This window comes from Granulosicoccus antarcticus IMCC3135, assembly GCF_002215215.1.
Taxonomy (GTDB): Bacteria; Pseudomonadota; Gammaproteobacteria; order Granulosicoccales; family Granulosicoccaceae; genus Granulosicoccus; species Granulosicoccus antarcticus.
Genome location: NZ_CP018632.1, coordinates 3,934,778 through 3,955,610 on the forward strand (window position 1 = coordinate 3,934,778; position 20,833 = coordinate 3,955,610).

The 20,833-nt window shown below is 51.1% G+C and carries 18 protein-coding genes; 7 read left to right on the top strand and 11 right to left on the bottom strand.

Annotated elements, in window-relative coordinates; genetic code table 11:
* Window positions 1–58: 58 nt before the first annotated feature.
* The 3 genes from IMCC3135_RS17025 to IMCC3135_RS17035 form a co-directional block, all read right to left on the bottom strand.
* Entirely contained in the window at window positions 59–1,387 is a 1,329-nt protein-coding gene (locus IMCC3135_RS17025) for an extracellular solute-binding protein (protein ID WP_088918704.1), read from the bottom strand.
* Between the two features lie 37 nt (window positions 1,388–1,424).
* Window positions 1,425–2,513: an ABC transporter ATP-binding protein gene (locus IMCC3135_RS17030; RefSeq protein WP_088918705.1), complete on the bottom strand. Its 1,089-nt coding sequence runs from the start codon at window positions 2,511–2,513 to the stop codon at window positions 1,425–1,427.
* 113 nt (window positions 2,514–2,626) lie between these two features.
* A complete protein-coding gene (locus IMCC3135_RS17035; RefSeq protein WP_088921897.1) occupies window positions 2,627–3,619 on the bottom strand; it encodes a LacI family DNA-binding transcriptional regulator in 993 nt (330 codons plus the stop codon).
* A 426-nt stretch (window positions 3,620–4,045) separates the two neighbouring features.
* On the opposite strand from IMCC3135_RS17035, the gene IMCC3135_RS17040 reads away from it, so the two are divergent.
* From IMCC3135_RS17040 to IMCC3135_RS17055, 4 genes are read left to right on the top strand one after another with little or no spacing between them, the layout of a single operon-like run.
* The gene (locus IMCC3135_RS17040; RefSeq protein WP_205737573.1) at window positions 4,046–4,735 is read left to right on the top strand and encodes a paraquat-inducible protein A; all 690 of its coding nucleotides are present in this window, start codon (window positions 4,046–4,048) and stop codon (window positions 4,733–4,735) included.
* Complete coding sequence (locus IMCC3135_RS17045; RefSeq protein ID WP_088918707.1) at window positions 4,732–5,343, top strand: paraquat-inducible protein A; 612 nt, start codon at window positions 4,732–4,734, stop codon at window positions 5,341–5,343. Before IMCC3135_RS17040 ends, IMCC3135_RS17045 begins: the two co-directional genes overlap by 4 nt.
* A gap of 28 nt (window positions 5,344–5,371) precedes the next feature.
* Window positions 5,372–6,928, top strand: coding sequence for a PqiB family protein (locus IMCC3135_RS17050; protein ID WP_169727478.1), 1,557 nt, complete (start codon window positions 5,372–5,374; stop codon window positions 6,926–6,928).
* A complete protein-coding gene (locus IMCC3135_RS17055; RefSeq protein ID WP_088918709.1) occupies window positions 6,925–7,323 on the top strand; it encodes a hypothetical protein in 399 nt (132 codons plus the stop codon). Before IMCC3135_RS17050 ends, IMCC3135_RS17055 begins: the two co-directional genes overlap by 4 nt.
* 126 nt (window positions 7,324–7,449) lie before the next feature.
* Here the strand turns inward: IMCC3135_RS17055 and IMCC3135_RS17060 are convergent, their stop codons facing one another.
* The 3 genes from IMCC3135_RS17060 to IMCC3135_RS17070 all read right to left on the bottom strand — a co-directional run bounded on the left by IMCC3135_RS17060 (window position 7,450) and on the right by IMCC3135_RS17070 (window position 11,696).
* Window positions 7,450–8,976, bottom strand: a complete 1,527-nt coding sequence (locus IMCC3135_RS17060) for a mechanosensitive ion channel family protein (protein WP_088918710.1) — start codon at window positions 8,974–8,976, stop codon at window positions 7,450–7,452.
* A gap of 67 nt (window positions 8,977–9,043) precedes the next feature.
* Window positions 9,044–11,209, bottom strand: a complete 2,166-nt coding sequence (locus tag IMCC3135_RS17065; RefSeq protein ID WP_088918711.1) for an FAD-dependent oxidoreductase — start codon at window positions 11,207–11,209, stop codon at window positions 9,044–9,046.
* A 166-nt stretch (window positions 11,210–11,375) separates the two neighbouring features.
* Window positions 11,376–11,696 carry a high-potential iron-sulfur protein gene (locus IMCC3135_RS17070; protein ID WP_088918712.1) on the bottom strand — a complete coding sequence of 107 codons (321 nt, stop codon included), beginning with the start codon at window positions 11,694–11,696 and terminating at the stop codon, window positions 11,376–11,378.
* A gap of 503 nt (window positions 11,697–12,199) precedes the next feature.
* On the opposite strand from IMCC3135_RS17070, the gene IMCC3135_RS17075 reads away from it, so the two are divergent.
* The 3 genes from IMCC3135_RS17075 to IMCC3135_RS17085 all read left to right on the top strand — a co-directional run bounded on the left by IMCC3135_RS17075 (window position 12,200) and on the right by IMCC3135_RS17085 (window position 14,855).
* On the top strand, window positions 12,200–13,192 hold the full coding sequence (locus IMCC3135_RS17075) for a YeeE/YedE thiosulfate transporter family protein (RefSeq protein WP_088918713.1): 993 nt from the start codon (window positions 12,200–12,202) through the stop codon (window positions 13,190–13,192).
* A gap of 99 nt (window positions 13,193–13,291) precedes the next feature.
* Window positions 13,292–14,071, top strand: coding sequence for an HAD-IIA family hydrolase (locus tag IMCC3135_RS17080; protein WP_205737574.1), 780 nt, complete (start codon window positions 13,292–13,294; stop codon window positions 14,069–14,071).
* A 49-nt stretch (window positions 14,072–14,120) separates the two neighbouring features.
* Window positions 14,121–14,855, top strand: a complete 735-nt coding sequence (locus IMCC3135_RS17085; RefSeq protein ID WP_088918714.1) for a VTT domain-containing protein — start codon at window positions 14,121–14,123, stop codon at window positions 14,853–14,855.
* A 233-nt stretch (window positions 14,856–15,088) separates the two neighbouring features.
* On the opposite strand, the gene IMCC3135_RS17090 is transcribed toward IMCC3135_RS17085, so the two are convergent.
* The 5 genes from IMCC3135_RS17090 to IMCC3135_RS17110 form a co-directional block, all read right to left on the bottom strand.
* Window positions 15,089–15,616 (bottom strand): cytochrome P460 family protein, encoded by a 528-nt coding sequence (locus IMCC3135_RS17090; RefSeq protein WP_088918715.1) that lies wholly within the window; start codon window positions 15,614–15,616, stop codon window positions 15,089–15,091.
* Window positions 15,617–15,709: 93 nt separating this feature from the next.
* Window positions 15,710–16,123: a hypothetical protein gene (locus IMCC3135_RS17095; protein ID WP_157736059.1), complete on the bottom strand. Its 414-nt coding sequence runs from the start codon at window positions 16,121–16,123 to the stop codon at window positions 15,710–15,712.
* Window positions 16,124–16,169: 46 nt separating this feature from the next.
* A complete protein-coding gene (locus tag IMCC3135_RS17100) occupies window positions 16,170–17,555 on the bottom strand; it encodes an aldehyde dehydrogenase family protein (protein WP_088921899.1) in 1,386 nt (461 codons plus the stop codon).
* Between the two features lie 19 nt (window positions 17,556–17,574).
* Window positions 17,575–19,212 (bottom strand): acetolactate synthase large subunit, encoded by a 1,638-nt coding sequence (locus tag IMCC3135_RS17105; protein ID WP_088918717.1) that lies wholly within the window; start codon window positions 19,210–19,212, stop codon window positions 17,575–17,577.
* 32 nt (window positions 19,213–19,244) lie between these two features.
* Window positions 19,245–20,828 carry an FMN-binding glutamate synthase family protein gene (locus tag IMCC3135_RS17110; RefSeq protein WP_088918718.1) on the bottom strand — a complete coding sequence of 528 codons (1,584 nt, stop codon included), beginning with the start codon at window positions 20,826–20,828 and terminating at the stop codon, window positions 19,245–19,247.
* Window positions 20,829–20,833: the final 5 nt, after the last annotated feature.

A 20,833-nucleotide genomic window follows, 5' to 3' on the forward strand; every position in this document is an offset into this window, starting at 1 on the left:
TCTAAAGGGTTGAATAGGTTTGGTGCTCCGCAGCATGGCGGAGCACCGCTGGTTCAGATTACTGCCACGAGTAATATCCAGCTTCTTCCATAATCGCTCTTGCACGCTCTGCAACACCATCAAGTGAGCTCTGAATGTCAGCACCCTCGGTCAGTACCTTGGACAAAGTTGTGCCTAAGTCAGCGTTGATTTTCCCCCAGACTGGAATGATCGGGCGCCAGTCAGGATCAGCATTTTTCAGTGCTTCACCAAAGGTGGCCATGTACGGGAATTTGGCGTTCACGTCCGGATCGGCATGCGTCGAGTAACGCGACGGGTTACCGCCCGCCAATGCGATCAGCTTGTCCGCCTTCTTGGATGTCAGCCATTGCATAAGCAGAAAGGCGGCTTCTTTGTTCTGTGCATTACGAGGAATGCCAATACCAAAACCACCGGTCTGAGAGCCTGCACGCACGCCCGCAGGATGCGGTGCCCAGGCAACTTTTCCAACTACCTTGGATTTGGCAGGATCATTAACCTGACCAGCAAAGACCGTAGAGTCGAGGAACATGGCCGAGGTGCCTTGCAGAAAGGATGCTCCGGCTTCGGCAAAGCCGAACGTGGCCGCACCTTCAGTGCCGCAATCAACGATTGTTTTCAGAGCGTTTGCTGCTGCAACCCCTTCGGCATTGTTGACGATCGGATTCCATTCGTCGTCAAAAATACGACCGCCCAATGGGGCAAGGTGTAATAGGAACGCATGGCTTGCGTGATGGCCTGAAGCCGCCCTTGAGGCCAAGCCTCCCATACCAGGCTCTAGCTCGGGAATCTTGCAGGCTAGATCCAGCAGTTCTTCGTAATTGCTGGGCACTGTCAGTCCATGTTTTTCAAAAATGTCAGTACGATAACCAAGAATGGAGGTCTCGGCCCCAAACGGCAGGCCAAACAAAGAGCCTGTCGCTCCTGGCAGATAACCTTTTTCGCCACCAGCAACACCGATATTGCTCACATATCCTTCGACCAGGTCAGCCGCATCATAATTGGGGTCAACCAGCTTGGGGTTCATGAAATAGCGTGCAAGATTTTCCAATTGGTCGGCATAAACATAGTCAGCCTTGGAAAAAACCACGTAGGCCATCAGATCGTAATCGCCTTTGTTCTTTGTCAGTTCCAGGGTTTGCTTCTCACGCATCTTCAGGTACTGAAGCTGATCAACTTCAACCTGAATACCAGTCTCTTTGGTGAATTCCGGTAAAACACGTCGCACAGCATCGTAATGCGGATGAGCCGGAAAGTTCACCACCAGCGTTGTGCCTTCGTAGGGCTCATAGGGCCCGGCAAAGGCCGCTGTGACGCTCAGTGCGATACCCGCAACCGAACTTGCGAGTGGTTTTATTATCTTCAGCATTTCTCTTCTCCGTGGGACTGACAAGGTGGTGAATCGATCAAAGGGCAACTTCAGTGTCTTGATCGAACAGGTGAATACCTTCGGGGTTGATGGCAAAGCGTAATTGGCCGGAACGATCAATCGGAATGGTCGATTTCAGTTCAACCTCCACTTTTTGACCGCCACAATCACACAGCAGCACTGTCTGAGCGCCGATGTATTCAGAGACAACAATGCTCAGTGACAGCGAACTTGTTGCAGCCGCCTCCAGGTCATAGACCAGGTCCGAGGGCCTAATCCCCAACGTGACCTGCTGTGTCGAATGCGCCAGGACAGCTGCGGCTTTCTCCGGTGGCAACTCGACACAGAACCCCTTTCCCTCAACAAAGCACTTGTCGGCTTTTTGCGAGATCGAACCGTTGAGAAAATTCATGGGGGGCATTCCCAGAAAGCCGGCTACAAACTTGTTAACAGGATTTTTAAACAGCTCCTCAGGAATGCCTTGTTGCTGGATATAACCGGCATTCATCACCACAATTCGATCGGCCAGAGTCATGGCCTCAATCTGATCATGAGTGACGTAAATCATGTTCTTCTGCACCCGCTCGCTCATCAACGCCAGCTCGGCTCGCATCTCCCCACGCAGCTTGGCATCGAGATTGGAAAGAGGCTCATCAAACAGAAACGTAGACGCATCACGCGTCAGTGCGCGCCCCATGGCCACCCTCTGGCGCTGACCACCCGACAAGGCTCCAGGTTTACGATCCAGATACGGGGTCAGGCCCAATGTGGCGGCTACGGCGCCAACCTTTTCATTGATCTCAGCTTTGGGGGTGCGTTTTAGTCGCAGTGCAAATGACATGTTCTGTGCCACGTTCATATGCGGATACAGCGCGTAATCCTGAAATACCATGGCTAGATCACGTGCCTTGGGTTCCAAGTGACTGACAGGGTTGCCATCGACATAGATCTCCCCCTCAGTGACACTTTCCAGGCCTGCGATCATGCGCAATGTGGTCGATTTACCGCAGCCTGACGGGCCGACAAGAACCGTGAACTCGTTCTCCTGCATTTCCAGGTCAATGCCGTGCAGAACCTCGATGCTGCCATATCGCTTCACCAGACCTTCAAGGACAATCTTTGGCATAACCGCTCCGTTTCACTACTTCTATCCGATTGTTACCGGTCACATTAGCATAGGACATTATTGATACCAACAAGTTATTAGGGAAATCGTGCCGTCGAAAATTACCTGACGACTTAGCTGCTGGCGCGAAAAACGGGCTCTGCAGGCACCTCAATATGCGTTGGGCTTTTGTCTGTGGCGTTCTCATCCAGCAGGCGGACAATCAGACGGCCGGTTTCACGCCCGATAGCCAAAGGATCCACTACAACCGTAGAAATGGACGGTGAGGCGAAGCGTGAAACTTCAAAATTGCCAAAACCTGCAATCGCAATCTGTCCAGGAATGGCTATGCCTTTGCCCAGAAGGTAGCTCTGGACACCAAATGCGGCAATATCTGACACGCAAAAAATGCAGTCAGTGTCTGGCCAGACTTGCAGGACGCGGGCCGCGGCCTCTGCCCCCAACTCACTGGACAGCGGTGGTGCCCCATGTTGGACGATGCGCGTGGAATCCAGACCAGCGGCCTTCATCGCCGCAATAAAGCCTGAACGACGTGCCGCGCCACGGGTCCAGCTGTCGTCACTTTCCCCTAGAAAGGTAAGATGTCGGTAGCCTTTCTCAATCAGCTGCTCAGTCATGCGAAATGCAGCCTCTTCATTGGAAAACCCGATTGTGTGCTCAATGGCGCGAACAGGACGTTCCCAGATTTCGATGATCGGTATATCTACGCTTGAAAGCAGCTCAAAGGTGCGTTCTGTGTGTCCATCGTAAGACAGCACCATGGCTTCAGGACGCCTTCGCAACAAGGTTTCAATCATGATCTCTTCGCGCTCCGAAGAATAGCCCGTATGACCGAGTAAAATCTGCAGGCCCACCTTCTCCAGCTCTTCAGTCAGTCCCTGTACGGTCAATGCAAAGTGAAGATTGTTTACTGAAGGGAGAAGCGTGGCCACAAAACCGGATTTTTTTGTACTCAGGCTGCCCGCCATCTGATCAGGCACGTAATTCATCTCTTTGACGATGGCCAGAATATGTTCGCGGGTTTTTTCAGAAATCGAGCTGTTTTTCTTGAGCGCACGAGACACCGTCATACGCGACACACCCGCCGCTTTGGCTACGTCGCGCATGGTTGTTGGTGTTCTCGGTTTCTCGCCTGCTCGCATGACTCTCTCTGTTTTCAAGGTGGTAGGTAAAGCATGGCATGCCACAAGCTCGCCTGCCAAATGCGGCAGCTGCTCGAGTGTCCAGGAAATTCAACGCAGGCCGCGTATGAAACATCGGGGCAAGCCCCTTCATTATAAACGGACATATTCTACACAATCACTAGTAGCGAACCCTGAAGTCATAGAAGTGATGTCCATCAGATCCGAAATAATTTGTTCCGACTGTAACCTTCTGACATCGGAATGCATCCTGTAAGTAGCTCTAGTCAACTACGCTCCAATTCCTTTTTACTCGCTTGATACTTGCCAGTAGCTGATAATAGAAGAGCGGCAAACCAAATAGTATGGTCGAGCCCTAGCCCACCATAAAGATGATGGAACAGAAGATTTGTGACGAAAGCTCTGAACATTAGCCACGATGAAACACACACTGACAATGGAGTTGGGATACAAGTAGCGTGTCAACAATGTGATGTGCTGATCAACATCCCAGAACTTGGAGAGGGAGAACAGGCAACATGTATTTCCTGCGGTGCGGTACTGGCTGTGCGCTCCTCCTTCGGTTCAGGATTGTCGCTGGCATGCGCGCTGGCCTCTATTGTCATGCTTGCGCTAGCCTATGTGTATCCGTTTCTGACTCTTGAGGCGAATGGATTAGGGCATCAACTATCCTTGATAACGCTACCAGAGACAATGTATGAAAATGGCAGGCCGGAGATTGCAGCAAGCATTGTATTGTTAACGCTTGTGTTTCCGATGCTATTGATGTTGTTGAATATATCTGTGCTTATTCCGTTTCATTTTGGTTTGACAGCACCTCGCTATGCCACCGCCGTGATGCGATGGAGCCATCACCTGGCACACTGGAGCATGGTTGATGTATTTGTGATTGGTGTTCTGGCCAGTCTGACGAAAATTGTGAGTCTGGCGGATATAACTCTGGGTGTCGGATTTTGGTCCTATATGACGTTTGCGGTACTGGCGTTGGTGTCACTTTGGCACTTTGATCGTCCACCACTGTGGCAGTGGATCGAACCGCACGTGCATCGCGGCGAACGCAGCTCTGGTGTCACCGGATGAAAGATGCCCCCAGAAAAGCCTGGCAGGCTGGTCTTCAGGCTTGCCACGTTTGCGAGCGCTTGGAACCAATAGAGGTGGATCGATGTGGTCGATGTAATACGTTGCTACGATTGCGCAAACATCAAAGTCGCCAGCGTACTTTAGCACTGACCGCTACGGCCAGCTTATTGATGTTCCCTGCGCACATGTTGCCTATCATGACCACAGAAACGCTCGGCGATGCTCAAGAAAGCACTATAGTTGGCGGGGTTGTCACTCTTTGGCATCACGGTTCCTACCCTATCGCACTGTTGATCTTTATAGCCAGCGTGGTTGTGCCAATAGGAAAACTGCTTGCACTTTACTGGGTGGTTCTGGGTCAGGCAGGAATTGATCTTGATAGCGCAGTTCGCCGTAGTCGTTTGTTCCGTTTATCTCACATGATTGGTCCCTGGTCGATGGTCGATGTATTTGTAGTAGCCATTTTAGTGGGGCTGGTACAGTTGGTCGGGATTTTACAAATTTTCCCCGGATTTGCGGTTGTTTGTTTTGCAGGAATGGTGGCCGTGACCATGCTAGCGGCCAATTCTTTTGATGAGCGGCTAATCTGGGACAGGGTGAAAATGTAGGATGGACAACAACAGTCATAAGGCAATAGTGTCTAAGCGTAAGCGAATATCAGCGGTATGGCTCATTCCCATATTTGCACTATTGGTGGGTGCATGGTTTGTATATACCGAGTATCAACAGCAAGGTTCTGAGGTTGTGCTTCACTTCCAGAGTGCTGAAGGCATCGTTGTCGGAAAAACCAAAATCAGGCACTTGAGTATTGATGTTGGAGAAGTCACCGACGTAGCGCTTAATGAATCGCTTGATGCAGTGGAGGTTCGTGCTCGCATGAAACGCAATGTGATGCCGTTGTTGCAGGAAGATACTCGCTTCTGGGTGGTGCGGCCACGCGTTGGTGCAAGTGGAATATCCGGACTGGGTACTTTGTTGAGTGGCGCCTATATAAGCTTTAACAGAGGTGTTGGTAACACACCAACACGTACCTTTATCGGTGAGGAAGAACCTCCTGTGTCGCCTGCTTCAGCTCCTGGCGTGCGGGTTCGATTGCGCAGTGAAAATGGCAGTGACATGAATATCGGCCAACCGGTGTTGTACAAGAATTATCGAGTAGGGCAAATTGAGAGTGTAAATTTCGATCACGAATCAGAGCAGTTGATTGCGCAGCTGTTTATAGAGGCGCCCTATCACACGCTACTGAATTCCCAATCGCGATTCTGGAATACTAGTGGGGTCAGAATAAAATCCCGTGCATCGGGATTTGAAGTCGAAACAGGTTCGCTTGAATCAATGCTGGTAGGTGGTGTGTCTTTCGATATTCCAGAAGGGTCAGAACAAGGTGAGTCGATTAGCGATAACGCGCTGTTTGAGCTGTATCCGGACCGTGAAAGCATTGATCAGAATCCTTATGTATATGCGTTGGATCTCATCATGATGTACACCGGTTCGCTCAGAGGACTACAGATCGACGCATCGGTTGAGTTTCGGGGGCTTCAGATTGGGAATGTGACTGAGTTTGGATTCGAAATTTTTGATCAGAAGCAAATGGCAGAACCGTCCGCCGGAGAGCAGATTGCAGTACCCATCCGGTTGAGAATTGAGCCAGCTCGCCTGATAGGAGAAGACACTCAGGAAAATATAGATCGCGCCTTGCAAGGGATTACAGACTCAGTGCACCGTGGGATGCGCGCCACGCTGCGACAGGGCAATCTTGTCACGGGGGCGCAGTACATATCGTTTGAAGCACTAGCCGGTGTCGGCGAAGCTCAACTGGAACAAATAGGTGATGCTTTGGTTATCCCGTCTCAGGCTAGTGGAATTGACCTTCTGACGAACAAGGTAGGCAAGACTCTGGACAAGTTGAACGAGATGCCTGTTGATGCCGTAATTGCCGAGTTGGTAGAAACAATGGATTCAGCCCAGCAGACATTGCGTCGTGCGGATACTGTTTTGGCAGATGTGTCAGCCGATTCTGCACTGTATGGATCGATGCAGGATTCTCTCGATCAGCTACGTACAACACTAATTGCCGTTGATCAGCTAGCCAGCTCGCTTAAGGAAAAACCTAGTCAACTTATCTTCACTAGCCCGAAAACAGCCGACAGAATTCCACGAGGAGCTGTGAAGCGGGAAGGATTTGAACGATGAAATATATGACTAGGCGGGTATCGTCAGTAACGACGTTGTGCGTGCAAATTGGTGCTGTATCGATGTTGCTTTTTGCAACGGGTTGCGCGTCAACCAAAGAACCAGAACAACAGGTGTACATGCTGCGATCAGTGGTGCCGGACGAAGAAGTGATTCAGGGTAGCGTGGGATTGGCCAATGCCAAAATGCGGATAGCAGAGGTGTTGTTTTTGGCGGCGTATGGACGAGCACGCTGCGCAGTGAACGAGCCACCAAAAACACCTATCTGTTCGAGTATCGTGAGAGGCAGATCAATGATGGCTATGGCCCGCTGGTCGCCGCGCTATCTCAGACGGTACAAATGCTTTGTAACGACATACTCGAAAAAGCACGTTGATCAGGAAAGCTTAATGTAATTTGTGGCCGCTGGACTAGAGCAGATAACCATCCCTGCTCCCACTGTAATCGCAAAAGTACCGGCCAGGTATGGCGGTTACCAGTCAGTTGAATCTATGTGCTCTGCGCGCATCATATGCATTGAATTAACGGCCTGTGCCTCTCGCTACAAAACGTTCAATACGACGGCGAAGTTCTGATGGCGACAAAGATCTGCGTTTTTCAAGAGCATCACTTCGAACGTTGCTGAGCCGCTTTATACGCTCGGTAACAAGATTCAGGAATTGTTGCCGAAGCGCTTCATGGGCATGCAATATTGGCCTGAGACATTCTGCATCGATGGCTAAAACTAATGAATCTGATGTTGCCCTGACAGTCATGATCGATTTTTCATCTGTCACAATCGTAGTCCAGCCGAAACTATCGCCTCCACTAAGCTGGTCAGCCAAGGCACGCTGGCCGTTGCTTACATTAATGCTCGATTCCAACGAACCATTCACAACAACGTACACATGACTGGAGCTGGTGTTTTCTGTCAGTAAGTTTGTATCTGTCGCGACTAATATGTAGTCGCTACTGCTGGCTATTTGTTCAATTTCAGTATCGTCAAGCTCCGAAAATATCTCGATTGAACGCAACGTGTCTGAAATGCTGGGGCTGATCGGATTCATCGCAGTTGCTCGCGAATACCTTACTTCTTGTAGTTCGCCGATTGGAGATACTCCTGCGGCTTTGAGGCTGCTATTTATGTCCATATGCAGGTGCTCTTGACCACGGAAGTGATCAAGATAGCTGGAGAAATGCACCCAGACCGAGTAGATATAGGGAGCACCTGTAGCGTCGAGTAAACGCACGGTCGGGGCAGGCTTTCGCAATACATAGTTACAATGCCCAACCGCGGTGGAAATAACGGTCACTACCAGTTTAGGATCAACTTCATTGCTGACCCTGACCTTATAAAACATCGCGTAGATCTTATCGGGGCGATCCAGATTGTTGATCGCCGACGTCGCCATGACCGAGTTGGGTATTGATAGCAAGGTGCTGCTAAATGTCTTTATTCGTGTCGATCGCCACGTCAAATCAATTACCTGGCCAATGGTCTTGTCTTCCAGCTCAATCCATTCGCCAATGTGAAACGGTTTATCAACGCTTAATGCTAGCCCGGAAAACAGATCACTCAAAGTACCCTGCAAAGCAAATCCCAGAATTCCTGCTACCACACCTGTGGAAACCAGAAAGCCGGTAACGGGATAACCTATGCTCAGTAGAAAAATGCATAAGGCCACCACTACAAAAACTGCGTAGTTCAGACCTCGCAACAATCCGGGCGTTGTGAAACCGGTTCGGTGAAACACGTACCACTGAAGAATAATGAGATCGACACCCCGAGCTACCAACCAGAAACAGGCGATCTTCATCGTGAACGACTGCAGATACAGTGATTCTACGAGCGTGTCCGGGATCGAAGTGAGACGAAGTATCCCGGAGAATACAGCGAAAAATGCGGCGATTCCAATTGGCCAGATCAGTAAGTCAAAGATCCATACCGTAATGGGGGTTCCGGTTGCCGAGATCGGCTTCCCAAGCACTCTGGTTAGTAGTAGATAGACCAGGCAAAGGAGCAAAATCCCTCCGGTTATGGTCAAGTTTTCCGCAAACTGTTGAATCATTGTCCCATTACTTTGAGTTGCTATAGCTCACAGTTAGTGAGCTTCCTTATATCATCAACAGCCTACCTTAATCGCGACGTCTTTCCTCCCGGGACTTGTCGGCGTTCTCTGTCGTTGTAAAGCGCAGATTGATGATGTCCGGTGAGAACAGCATGCTCCAGGTCCATTCGAACAAAATACGCGTCTTCTTTGCCATGGTTGGCATCAGCGACAAGTAGAAGGCTCGCCACAAGAGCCAGGCAGGAAAACCACCGAGGCGGATACCACCGGAGATCTCCGCAACACCATTCAGGTGTCCAATGGTAGCCATTGAGCCCTTCGAGTCGTAGTTGAAGGCATTTGTTGGCTTGCCAGCAATAGCTTGAGCGATGTTATCTGCCAGCTGATGGCCTTCACGTATGGCGAACTGCGCGGTGGGTGGTGCAAGGTTGCCGTCATGAGCGTTGGGTATGGCTGCGCAATCGCCGATCGCCCAGAGTCCTTCGTGTCCCGAGATGGACATGTCGGGCTCAACGGTGATGCGGCCACGCTGAACAGGAACATCCATGGTCTCCATCAACGGGTTTGAGCGTGTGCCGATCGTGGAGATAACTGTTGCCCCCTCCACTCTTGCGCCTTTGTCGGTTACCACTCCACGAGCATCGACTTCGGAAACTCCAGTACTCATCCGCATACGAATTCCTTGCTGTAGCATGCGTTGCATCGCGTGCTCACCCAGTTTCGGACTGAGTTCTTGCAGTGGCACCTCACCACGGTGAATGAGGGTGACGGCAAGATCATCGTCGTGCAACCTAGGGTAGTGTTTGTGTGACGCATGGATAAAGTCCTGAATCGCACCACCGATCTCCGCCCCACTGAATCCCGCACCGATAATGACAAAATGTCCGAGCCAGCGGCGTGTCTCGGCGTCTTCTTCCTGTTCGGCCTTCTCCATCTGTTCAATCACGCGATTACGCAGTGCCAGCGCATCACCGAGCAACTTGAATGGCATAGCGTGCTCAGCCATACCAGGCACAAGCTCCATATTGGCCCGTGAGCCGAAAGCAAAAACAAGATGCTCGTAGGCAAGGACATGATCTCGCTCCTCGCCTTCAAAGCTCACCGTCTTGCCCTCAATGTCCACACTCGTCAATCGGGCCGAGATGAAACGGGTCTTCCTGATCATGCGCCGAATCGGGGCAATGACATGGCTTGGCAATATGCTGGCGCCTACCACCTCAGCGAGCATGGGATTGAACGTGGTGTAGTTCTCTTCACTGATCAGTACGACCTGCCAGTCATTCGGCAGTTTGCGTTCAAGTTTCCTGACAAGCTGCGTACCAGCGAAACCACCACCGACCACAACCACATTCTTCTTGTCGAGAGAGAGGATATGGGCAACTTCCAGGTCAGAGCCAAAGTTGATCAATCGCAGGGAGACAACAGCGGCAATGATCAACAGATGAAACAGGATATTGATGATTCCGATCTGTGACGATGAGGCATCGGCGATACCTACCGTAGCCAAGTGAAGCAGTGCCAGTGCTGCGAGCACCCAGCTCATGGTGTTTGTCTGAAACCCGGTCAGCATGGACAAGCCGCCGATCAGGGATACGAGCAACAAGATATTGCGAAACCAGATTGGCTCAAGCAGCACGCTTTGGTAAGCTTCGTCGGTCAGCCCCAACCAGAATGCAGCAATAAATGGAATGGAGACCGACGCACGAATCAAGAACACGCCAACATTCCTGCCAGCACCGCTTGTCACCGAGTGAGCCGCCTTCGAGAGTCGGCCTGCATCTCTTGAGGCCAGCCAGTGCAGTACACTCCTGCCGCGCCCTATCGCCCAGCGACCACTGCCCAGAAAGAACATGGCGCTGTACAGGCCAATTCCCATGAGATGTGCAGCCAGGCTCAGCAAGCGGATGTTCGACGCTGTGTCGTTGATAACGACCAGAGACTCGGCAATCACCGTGATAACGACCAGAGCGGGCACGGCCAGTCGGATATTCCAGCCAACGATCAACATCAGGCCGCCGAGTATCTCTGCGATGATCACGAGATTGAATAGCCAGTCCAGCTGTGATTGTAAAGCTGCAGGGAAGTGTGCCGTCATCGCTAGAAAAGACTCTGGAGCGATAACCTTGAGGATACCGGGCACCAGAAAGAAAAGACCCGCGGCAATACGCAAAATACCCACACCGGTATCTGTATGCAACTCGGATCGATCTAGCAACTTGCTTGTTTCACTCATCGATATTCTTATTCCAATTACTTAAGCTGACAAACAGAGGATTAATCCGCGATTGTCAGGTTGTTCTGATCTACATGGATTCGGTTTAGCAGACCATGCTTGCAATAAAATAGTGGCAAGCACGCTCTGCAGGAAGGCACAAGTTCCTTGAAAAATGGCTTGTTTGCTAGGCTTTTGGAGTAAACGTCAAACACCAACCGGTGGCTTTCACTTCATTTCCCGGAAATATAGGACATCCACCCTGCTCTTCCTGGCCGCCTTGATAGAACATGCAGGCTTTACAGGTAGCATTGTCTGTGGAGCTTGTTTCCGTATATTGAAGCGCCTTGGCGCTATCGGATGAAGGGTCAAGCAATGAATCTGCCGACGCTGTTCTCGGAAGAAGAGAAGTCATGGTAGCCAGAGGAAATGAAAAAACAGCCCCCATGCCAAGGAGCTTGGTGAATGCCCGTCTGTTCTTGTTAGCTGTGTCGTTTGTTTTGTTCATTTTCTATTCCTCTTCTCATAACGATGGATTGAATGGAAGTCATGCACAGCTCATCATTTGTTGAACTTGAGGCATGGTTATACTTACCGAAGCACCGATTCCTCCACTGCATCGAACAACTATTATTTGACTAACTGTTCAACTCCCATGCACACTAGATGCACGAAGAAGGCTTTTGGTTACAAGCTATCGAGAATGCATTTCAAATCGGAACTCCCCTATCTGCCTCCGTTGAAATTCGTGAAACGCTGGATGGCTTCGACGATTGCGTAGCGGGAGCGATCCTTGCTTCTACACGCAGATGATCCTCTCACGGTGATAAACTATCGTTGTCGCAGAGCGCTCAAAGGTCTGCTGGCGCACAATATCACTGCACAGCAGCCCGCCTCCTCAGTGATAAGCAGTTGCCTTAGATTCGGATTACCTGCCTCAAAAGGTTCTCCGCCGTTATAGATGCCTGACAGAACCAGAATGCTCAGGCACGTCCTGGATACAAAACTAACGTGTCAAATATCCTGCTATCGCTTGTTGTGGGGGCCATCCTTGGTTTCTCTGCTCACCGAGCCGGGCTATGTACAGTCAAGGCTGTGGCGGAGATTCTCACATCTCGTCGCGGCTACTTCCTGTGGTCATTCATGAAAAGTGCTGTCTGGGTAATGACGCTGATTGCGATAATCGGGGCATTTGGACACGCGAGTACTTTCACCCATTGGCCTCTCACGAGTCTATCTGTCATGGGTGGTGTGTTATTCGGTGTTGGAGCCGGACTGAATGGTGGTTGCACATTTTCAACCCTGACCCGCGCTGTGGATGGCAATATTGGGCAGTGGGTCACTGTCGCTGCCTGGCCAATAGGTATGTGGATTGCCACGATAATTCCTTTATCTCACCCAAATCCCATCGTTTTGCAACAGCCTGACTATCCTTTGTGGGTTCTGCTGCTGCTTTGCACTGCTCTGTTGGGCGAGAGCTTCCTTATTGCGCGACGATTCTGGCGCAAACATACATTGAAGCGAGTTCTTGGTGCCTCTGTCTATACCTTATCGGCTGGAGCTGCACTGGTTGGCTTGTCCAACGCAGTCATTGTCGAAGCAACAGGCCCCTGGTCATTCTCCTCCACCATCCTGTGTGGCATCGGATCCCGATCAGGAACAAGCTGTGCCCAGCCTCTGTTGGCCTGGGGTATCGTGGGTGCGGCTCTACTGGGCATGGCGTTCTCAAGCCTGCAACGCGGATCGTTCAAACTGCGTTTACCCGGCGCAGGAATCGCCATTCGTCACGGCGCAGGCGGTTTGCTCATGGGGATGGGAACCGTGCTGGTTCCCGGAGGCAATGACGGTTTGATTCTGTTTGCCATACCGTCCCTATCACCGCATGCTATTCCTGCCTATGCAGGCATCATCGCAGGCATTCTGGTAGCCCTGGTGAGCATGCGTGCACTCGGCAGCCATATACCGCCAGTACAGTGCCGTGGAGACATCTGCAGGATGCCGTAGTGCCCAGAATGTAGCGGGTGACGATTTGCTACACTTTGAAGGCCCTGTCGAGTCAACGGGGCAGCTACTTGCCTCATGAGTGCCCGATCGGAGAAAAGCATGTCCACTGAAATGAAAATAGATACCTGGCTCACCGATATGGACGGTGTCCTGGTCAGAGAAGGTGACGCCATCCCGGGAGCTGCTGAATTCCTGGCTCGCCTGATAGAAAAGGATCGCAACTTTCTGGTACTGACCAACAACTCGATCTTTACGCAGAGAGACTTGTCGGCACGCCTGGCTCACTCTGGACTGCAGGTGCCAGAAAACCGTATCTGGACCTCAGCGATCGCCACTGGGCAATTTCTGAACGATCAGGCGCCCAACGCATCTGCCTTTGTTATCGGCGAGGCCGGACTCACCACCGCGTTACATGAAGTTGGCTATACGCTCACCAACACAGCCCCTGATTTTGTCGTATTGGGAGAGACAAGAACCTATTCATTCGAAGCCATTACAACGGCTATTCGTCTCATTGAGAAAGGTGCACGCTTCATCGCGACGAACCCCGATGCAACGGGTCCGTCACCAGAGGGCTCATTGCCAGCAACAGGATCCGTAGCGGCACTGATTACCAAGGCAACCGGTGTCACTCCCTACTTCATTGGCAAGCCGAACCCCATGATGTTCCGCAGTGCCATGAACCAGATTGAAGCTCACTCAGAATCCACGGCGATGATCGGAGATCGTATGGATACTGACGTCATTGCCGGAATAGAGGCTGGCCTGGAGACCTTTCTGGTGCTGACAGGCTCCACCGCAAAATCCGAAATAGAACGCTTCCCCTATCGGCCCAAACATGTTGTCAACTCAATAGCAGATATCGTTGATCGCATTTGACAATCGGTCACGCGGCTGAATCTCATCCAGTAATCAATACGCACCTAGCATGAATTCAAGCAGTCATGTCTTGCAGATCCTCAGACGCGCAGTGTTCACCCGCCGCGGCATGTTTTTTCTTGCTACCGCAGTGCTCTTGCTCGGTGCTGTTGTTATCGGCGGTGAAGCTCTTGGCACCCAGCTCTCCAGTATCGAGTCAAGAATCAGTTCTCTTGGTCCGATGGGTAAGCTTGCACTCATACCTGCCTACGTCATACTGACCTCGCTGCTGTTCCCTGACACTTTGTTACGCATCAGTGCTGGTGCCCTGTTCGGACCTGTGTGGGGAGTTCTTGGTGTCGCCCTGGCTACGTTGCTGGGGACTTTGTTGCAATTTACGTTGGCTCGTCCATTTGCTGCACCTATCGAACGCTTTATTATTAAACGGCCCAAGATGCGAGCAATACAACATGTTGTATTGAATGAAGGACTTCGACTGCAACTTCTCATTCGACTGACACCCGTGAATCACGCCAGCATCACGTATATGCTAGGCGCTGCTGGTATTCGTCTCGTGCCATTGCTGCTGGCGTTGCCGGCGATGCTGCCCTCTATCGTGCTGGAGGTCTGGATTGGACATATAGGGAACAAAGTGGTGCACATGGGGGGCAGCGAAACTGGCAGCTACTCCATGAGTGAGGTTATTTCCTACGTTGGTCTTGGCATCGGAGCTGTTGCGGTCATATTCGCTGCCAGGGAGGCACATCGGGCGATCAGCCGCGCGATCGATCAGGATACGAATTGAGTCGGATCGAGAGCCGATCAACACTGCCATGATTGTAAAGCGCACCAAGCCGGCACCCTTAACAGACTCATAAGCCGTTAAGAGCAGGCTCACGCTTTAACAGCAATGAGCCTGTAGGTAGCAGTGCATACGCTTCAGATAGAGATTGGTTACATTGAAGTTTCCATCAATGCAACTTTACAAGCTGCAATTGCGTTTACCGTTCTTTGAGTCGATCAAGAACGCTTCCTGATTTAGTTGGCTTCGAGGTACGCTGGGACCGAAAAGACGTAGTCAGACTTGTTCAAGGCAACCGCAGCGGTATGACAGGCGACGCAGTTAGGATCGGCAATATGCGCCTTTACCTTGCCCGTGTAACCAGCAGCCCAGTTCCAGTCAGCAGCGGAAGTACCCGGGTTGTCGGCCACTTTCAAGCTGATGGTATGTGCGGCACGCTTGCCGGTTTCCCAATCGGCTTTGTTGGCAAATTGTTCTTTGACCACAACTGTACCTTCAGGAAAATCGTAAGGCCCGTCTCCTGTCAGCATCTCAAGTCCGATCTCGTTGACATACACATCACGGTAACCTTCAATCCCCATGTGCACGCCACCCAGAGCTTGTGAATTCCCGGTAGAAGGCTCGCCTTCGGTAATTTTGGTCCAGCTTTTATAATCTGCCCAACGTGGATCGGGCTTTCCCAGAAATGGCAGACTGCTGCAACCGGCCAGTGCAACACCGCTCGTCAGAGCCAGACCAATCGCCCGTGATGTATTAAATTTCATGATGATCTCTTTATATTATTCGGACACGCAAAGTGTCGCATTGGTGGGTGTTCTGGTAGGAGGCTCGACTACAAATCAAGCCCGTGAAACACTTCAAGGGAGATGACGCCCGATGAAAGGGATTGATTGTCGGTTCAGAAACAGGTTGATCAAGGCAAGCACGAGATAGGCCAGAGCCATCGTGAACAAGCTGTAGCTGGGTTCAGCGCCCGCAGCCATGGCAACCTTGGTGCCTAACCAGGGCGACAGGTGGAACACGACAGCACCAGCAACGATGCCGCTGGCAAGCACTGCGCCAGCACCACGGGTCCGAGGATGAAACATCAATATGCCTGCCAGGACTTCGAGCACGCCAGAGAACATTCTGAATCCCGGTTCAAAGAAGGCGAATCCGGACTTCTGAGCAATCGTTGCGAAGATATAGTTATCAGCTCCGAATTTTTGCAGGCCCATGAAAAGCATCGCTGCAAGTAGTGCGATTGCAAGGATGTGCTTCAATAAAGTCATGACTTTTTTCCTGTGATATATCGTGTTATGGGAATCAAGCGGGTCATCACAACACGGTACTTTTAATCACCAGCATTTTTTCCCGAGTCATATCATGCATGGAGTATTGAATACCTCCCATACCCAGGCCTGACGCATCACGTCCGCCAAATGGCATCCAATCCACTCTGAATGCAGTGTGATCATTCACCATGACAGCTGTAGCGTTCAACTTGCTTGACGTGTCCAGTGCGTCCGTCAGGTCATTAGTGTATATGGAGGCCTGGAAGGCATAGGGTAAGGCGTTAGCCCTGGCGATAGCCTCGCTCTTGTCCTTGTAGGAGTAAATGCACACCACTGGGCCGAAGATCTCATTCTGCGATACCGTTGCGGTGTCGTCAGGGTTCAATAGAACGGTGGGCGCGTAACATGTTTCGGATAACTTCTTCCCGCCACACAACACTTTGGCACCGCTCTCCCGCGCCTGTTCGACCCATTGCGAGACTCGATCAACTTCTCTGGGCAGAATAAGAGGTCCGACCTCGGTCTTCTCGTCCAGTGGATCACCAACAATCAATTGACTGGCTTTCTCTGCCAGTTTTGCCGCCAGTTCATCACAGGCAGTTTCATGGACATAGACTCTCTGGACCGATACACAGACCTGTCCGGCATGATAGAAGCCGCCTTTGAGTACGCTATCGATAACTGATTCGACGTCTGCAGACCGATCAACAATCACCGGGGCTGCGCCACCGTGTTCCAGAGCACAACGAGTCCCTGGTGATAGTTTGGAGCGCAACATCCAGCCAACTTTTGCTGAGCCGATGAACGAGAAGAAATTGACCCGTTCATCGACGACCAGCTTTTCGGCGTCTTCATTGCCAACGATCAGGGCTTGGCACCATCCTTCTGGCAAGCCGGCTTCCTGGAGTATTTCCACAAACTTCAAACACGACAATGGTGTTGTTTGCGCAGGCTTGATGATAACCGGTGCACCAACGGCAATCGCAGGAACGGTTTGGTGCACGATCAGATTCAGGGGGTGATTGAACGCACTGACCGACGAGACCACGCCAATGGGCTCACGCTGAGTAAAGGCCAACCTGTTAACTGAGGACGCCGTATGCCCCATGGGTATCTGCTCGCCCTTGATCTGCGGAATGTGCTCGATGGCCAGCTTCAGGCCATTGATCGCTCTGAGCACCTCTACTTTAGAGTCGGCATAGGGCTTGCCGCCTTCCTCTGCGGCAAGAAGAGTCAGTGCCTCTACCCTGTTACTCATGATCTGCGCAGCACGCTCGAGAATCTCGATACGTTGATAAGCAGGTAGCCATGCAGAACGATCTTCGAACAAGGCATGTGCTCGCGCCAGAGCCTGCTCCACATCCTCGGCTGTATTGACAGCGACCTGCTCGATGAGCTGACCGTTGAAAGGATTATTGACATTCAGCATGACGTGGCTCTCGTTGGAATCAGACAATGCAGGCACTTTCCTTCAACAACACATTAAGGATAGAGTGATTTAACGAATAGTCTACGGGTAGATCAATGACGTGCACCCCATCACCATTCAAAGCGGTTTCCAGAATCGATACAAAATTATCGTAGCTCGAAGCGCGATGTCCGGTTGCTCCAAAGCTATTGGCATACTGAACCAAATCCGGATTGTTGAAGTCCAGTCCGAAATTATCGAAGCCAACACCTTCCTGCTTCCACTTGATCATGCCGTAGGCATTGTCAGTCAACACGATGACCACCAGATCCAGACCCATACGAACAGCGGTTTCCAGTTCCTGAGAGTTCATCAGAAAGCCACCATCGCCATTGACCGAAACAACCTTGCGTTCCGGATGCAGTTGTTTGGCAGCCATAGCAGAGGGCAGACCGGCTCCCATGGTGGCAAGTGCATTGTCCAGAAGTAAGGTATTCGGCGCGTAGCATTCGTAGTTTCGGGCAAACCATATCTTGTAGACACCGTTGTCCAGAGTCACGATATCTTCGGCATCAAGATGTTCGCGTAGCAGGCTAACCAGTGCCTGAGGCAGCACAGGGAAACGCGTATCCTTGAAGTACTTTGTAACGTGTGAATCAACATCGTCACGGACACGTTCAAAGAAACTGAAGTCCTGGTCCAGCTTTCCCAGTTTTTCTGTAATGTTGCTTATCGAGCTGGAAATGTCACCAACTACATTGAGCTGAGGAAAGTAGACATCATCGATGTTGGCAGCATCAAAATTGATATGAATAACCTTCTTGCCGCCTTTCTCCATGAAAAAAGGTGGTTTTTCAATGACATCGTGACCTACATTGATAATCAGGTCCGCGCGCTCTATTGCACAATGCAGATAGTCGTCGGAGGATAACGCTGCGGTACCAATGTAACGCTCGTGGCGTTCATCAACAACACCTTTTCCCATTTGCGTATCGAAAAAATACAAGCCTGACTGATCAACCAGTGCTTTCAAAGACTCGCTGGTTCGCTTGCGGTTGGCGCCAGCACCGATCAGCAACAATGGCAACTTGGCCTCTTTGATCATCTTAACGGCTTGATCAATAGAGGGCTGGCCTGCATCCGGACGTCGGTGACCGACGACATCAAAGACGGTTGCATCTGTCTGCTCTTCTGCAATATCCTCAGGCAGCTCGATATAGGCAGCTCCCGGTCGTTCATCCATCGTCAGACGGAACGCTTCACGCACCATAGAGGGCAAGTTGTTGCCGTCCACCACTTGCTCTGAATACTTGGTAACAGGCTTCATCAGGTTGACGACATCAACGATTTGAAAGCGCCCTTGCTTGCTTTTACGAATCGGTTTCTGCCCACCGAGCATGATCATGGGCATACCACCCAGCTGAGCGTAGGCTGCGGCTGTGACAAAATTGGTCGCACCAGGGCCCAGCGTTGATAGACATACTCCGGGTTCGCCGGTCAATCTGCCGTAGGTGGCGGCCATGAAGCCTGCCGCCTGTTCATGCCGTGTCAGTATCAACTTGATACTTGAGTTTTTCAACGAGTCCAGAAAATCCAGATTTTCCTCACCAGGAATACCGAAAATATACTTGACGCCTTCGTTCTCGAGCGCTTTTACAAACAGGTCGGAGGTCTTCATGAAATATTTTCTATCCCTATAGTTGTGTTGAGTTACCAGCGATCTGCCTGAGCTGATTGCCAGTCATCTTTCCAGTCATCCGGGATTTTCATCTCATTGAGAAGGCAGCCTTCTTCAATGACCGGGTATAGCTGAGCATAGGTTTTGACCGTTGCTCCCTGCACTCGATGATTGATATGCCTGGGTTCCAGTTGATCGAGATTGTCCAATCCAGCGGCCGCAATCAGCTCTGCCAGATGGGCAATCGTTGCTCTGTGAAAATTTGCCACACGGGTTGCCTTGTCGCTGACGACCAGACCTTTGGCGCGTGCTGGATTCTGTGTTGCAATGCCTGTCGGGCAATGATCGGTATTGCAAGTGCGAGATTGTATGCAACCCAATGCCAGCATCATTCCTCGGGCTGAATTAGCTGTATCGGCCCCCAGTGCTATCACCCTTAGCAGATGGAACGCTGTGAGGATCTTGCCTGATGCAATGATCCGTATCTGATTTCGAAGCCCGGTCCCTATAAGTGCCTGATTGACGAATATCAGTGCATCCCGCAAAGGCGTTCCCAGAGAATTGGTCATTTCTGTCGGGGCTGCGCCTGTGCCACCCTCGCCACCATCGACAGTGATGAAATCGGGTACTTTTCCGGTCTGCTTCATGGCTTTGCAAATAGCCAGAAATTCATCACGCCGACCGATACAAAGCTTGAAACCGACAGGCTTGCCGCCTGAGAGCTCGCGTAACTGCTCCACGAAATCCAGAAGTTCCAGAGGCGTGGAGAAAGCAGAATGACCTGCTGGTGAGACAACATCCTGACCCATGGGAACCAGGCGTATTTGGGCAATTTCCTCAGTCAGTTTGGCCGCAGGTAATATGCCTCCATGGCCCGGTTTTGCACCTTGTGACAGTTTTATTTCAATCATTTTCACGACATCAAGTGTTGCCGATTTTTGAAATAGTTCTGCGTCGAAATTACCGTCCTGCGTTCGACATCCAAAATAACCTGTGCCAATTTGCCAGACGATATCCCCACCGGCTTCCAGATGATAGGGGCTCAGACTGCCCTCGCCCGTATTGTGTGAAAAGCCTCCAATGCTGGCTCCTTTGTTCAGCGCTCTGATGGCGCTTTTACTCAAGGCACCGTAACTCATTGCAGAGATATTGAGTGGAGAGGCCATATAGGGTTTTGCACACCGCCCTGCGCCAAACTCTACGCGAGGGTCAAGTTCGTGTGCATGCTTGGGCTGCAGTGAGTGGTTCATCCACTCGTAACCGGGTCGATTGACATCGAAAATGGTGCCAAATGGTCGTGTGTCACGATCACCTTTAGCGCGTTGATACACCAGTGAACGAAACTCTCTGGGTATGGGGGTACCACTAGTATCAGACTCCACAAAGTACTGTTGTATTTCTGTTCTAATGGATTCCAGCAGATATCTGAATCGTCCCAGAACCGGATACAGTCGGCGTATCGTCTGTTTGGTCTGTAGTACATCAATGATACCCAGAGCTATGATGGGGACCAACAACAGCAGGATCCAGACTGCCGGTGTCCAGACCGTGTACAGGCCCAGCAGCAGAATCGGGGCACTGACTGCAAAGATTAGAAAATATTGGCGTATCAACATGTATT

Coding starts and splice junctions, on each gene's coding strand:
- IMCC3135_RS17055 (WP_088918709.1), top strand. CDS start 6,925: ATGAAATATATGACTAGGCGGGTATCGTCAGTAACGACGTTGTGCGTG.
- IMCC3135_RS17030 (WP_088918705.1), bottom strand. CDS start 2,513: ATGCCAAAGATTGTCCTTGAAGGTCTGGTGAAGCGATATGGCAGCATC.
- IMCC3135_RS17110 (WP_088918718.1), bottom strand. CDS start 20,828: ATGTTGATACGCCAATATTTTCTAATCTTTGCAGTCAGTGCCCCGATT.
- IMCC3135_RS17085 (WP_088918714.1), top strand. CDS start 14,121: ATGAATTCAAGCAGTCATGTCTTGCAGATCCTCAGACGCGCAGTGTTC.
- IMCC3135_RS17090 (WP_088918715.1), bottom strand. CDS start 15,616: ATGAAATTTAATACATCACGGGCGATTGGTCTGGCTCTGACGAGCGGT.
- IMCC3135_RS17060 (WP_088918710.1), bottom strand. CDS start 8,976: ATGATTCAACAGTTTGCGGAAAACTTGACCATAACCGGAGGGATTTTG.
- IMCC3135_RS17095 (WP_157736059.1), bottom strand. CDS start 16,123: ATGACTTTATTGAAGCACATCCTTGCAATCGCACTACTTGCAGCGATG.
- IMCC3135_RS17070 (WP_088918712.1), bottom strand. CDS start 11,696: ATGAACAAAACAAACGACACAGCTAACAAGAACAGACGGGCATTCACC.
- IMCC3135_RS17080 (WP_205737574.1), top strand. CDS start 13,292: ATGTCCACTGAAATGAAAATAGATACCTGGCTCACCGATATGGACGGT.
- IMCC3135_RS17100 (WP_088921899.1), bottom strand. CDS start 17,555: ATGCTGAATGTCAATAATCCTTTCAACGGTCAGCTCATCGAGCAGGTC.
- IMCC3135_RS17065 (WP_088918711.1), bottom strand. CDS start 11,209: ATGAGTGAAACAAGCAAGTTGCTAGATCGATCCGAGTTGCATACAGAT.
- IMCC3135_RS17045 (WP_088918707.1), top strand. CDS start 4,732: ATGAAAGATGCCCCCAGAAAAGCCTGGCAGGCTGGTCTTCAGGCTTGC.
- IMCC3135_RS17105 (WP_088918717.1), bottom strand. CDS start 19,212: ATGAAGACCTCCGACCTGTTTGTAAAAGCGCTCGAGAACGAAGGCGTC.
- IMCC3135_RS17025 (WP_088918704.1), bottom strand. CDS start 1,387: ATGCTGAAGATAATAAAACCACTCGCAAGTTCGGTTGCGGGTATCGCA.
- IMCC3135_RS17035 (WP_088921897.1), bottom strand. CDS start 3,619: ATGCGCGACGTAGCCAAAGCGGCGGGTGTGTCGCGTATGACGGTGTCT.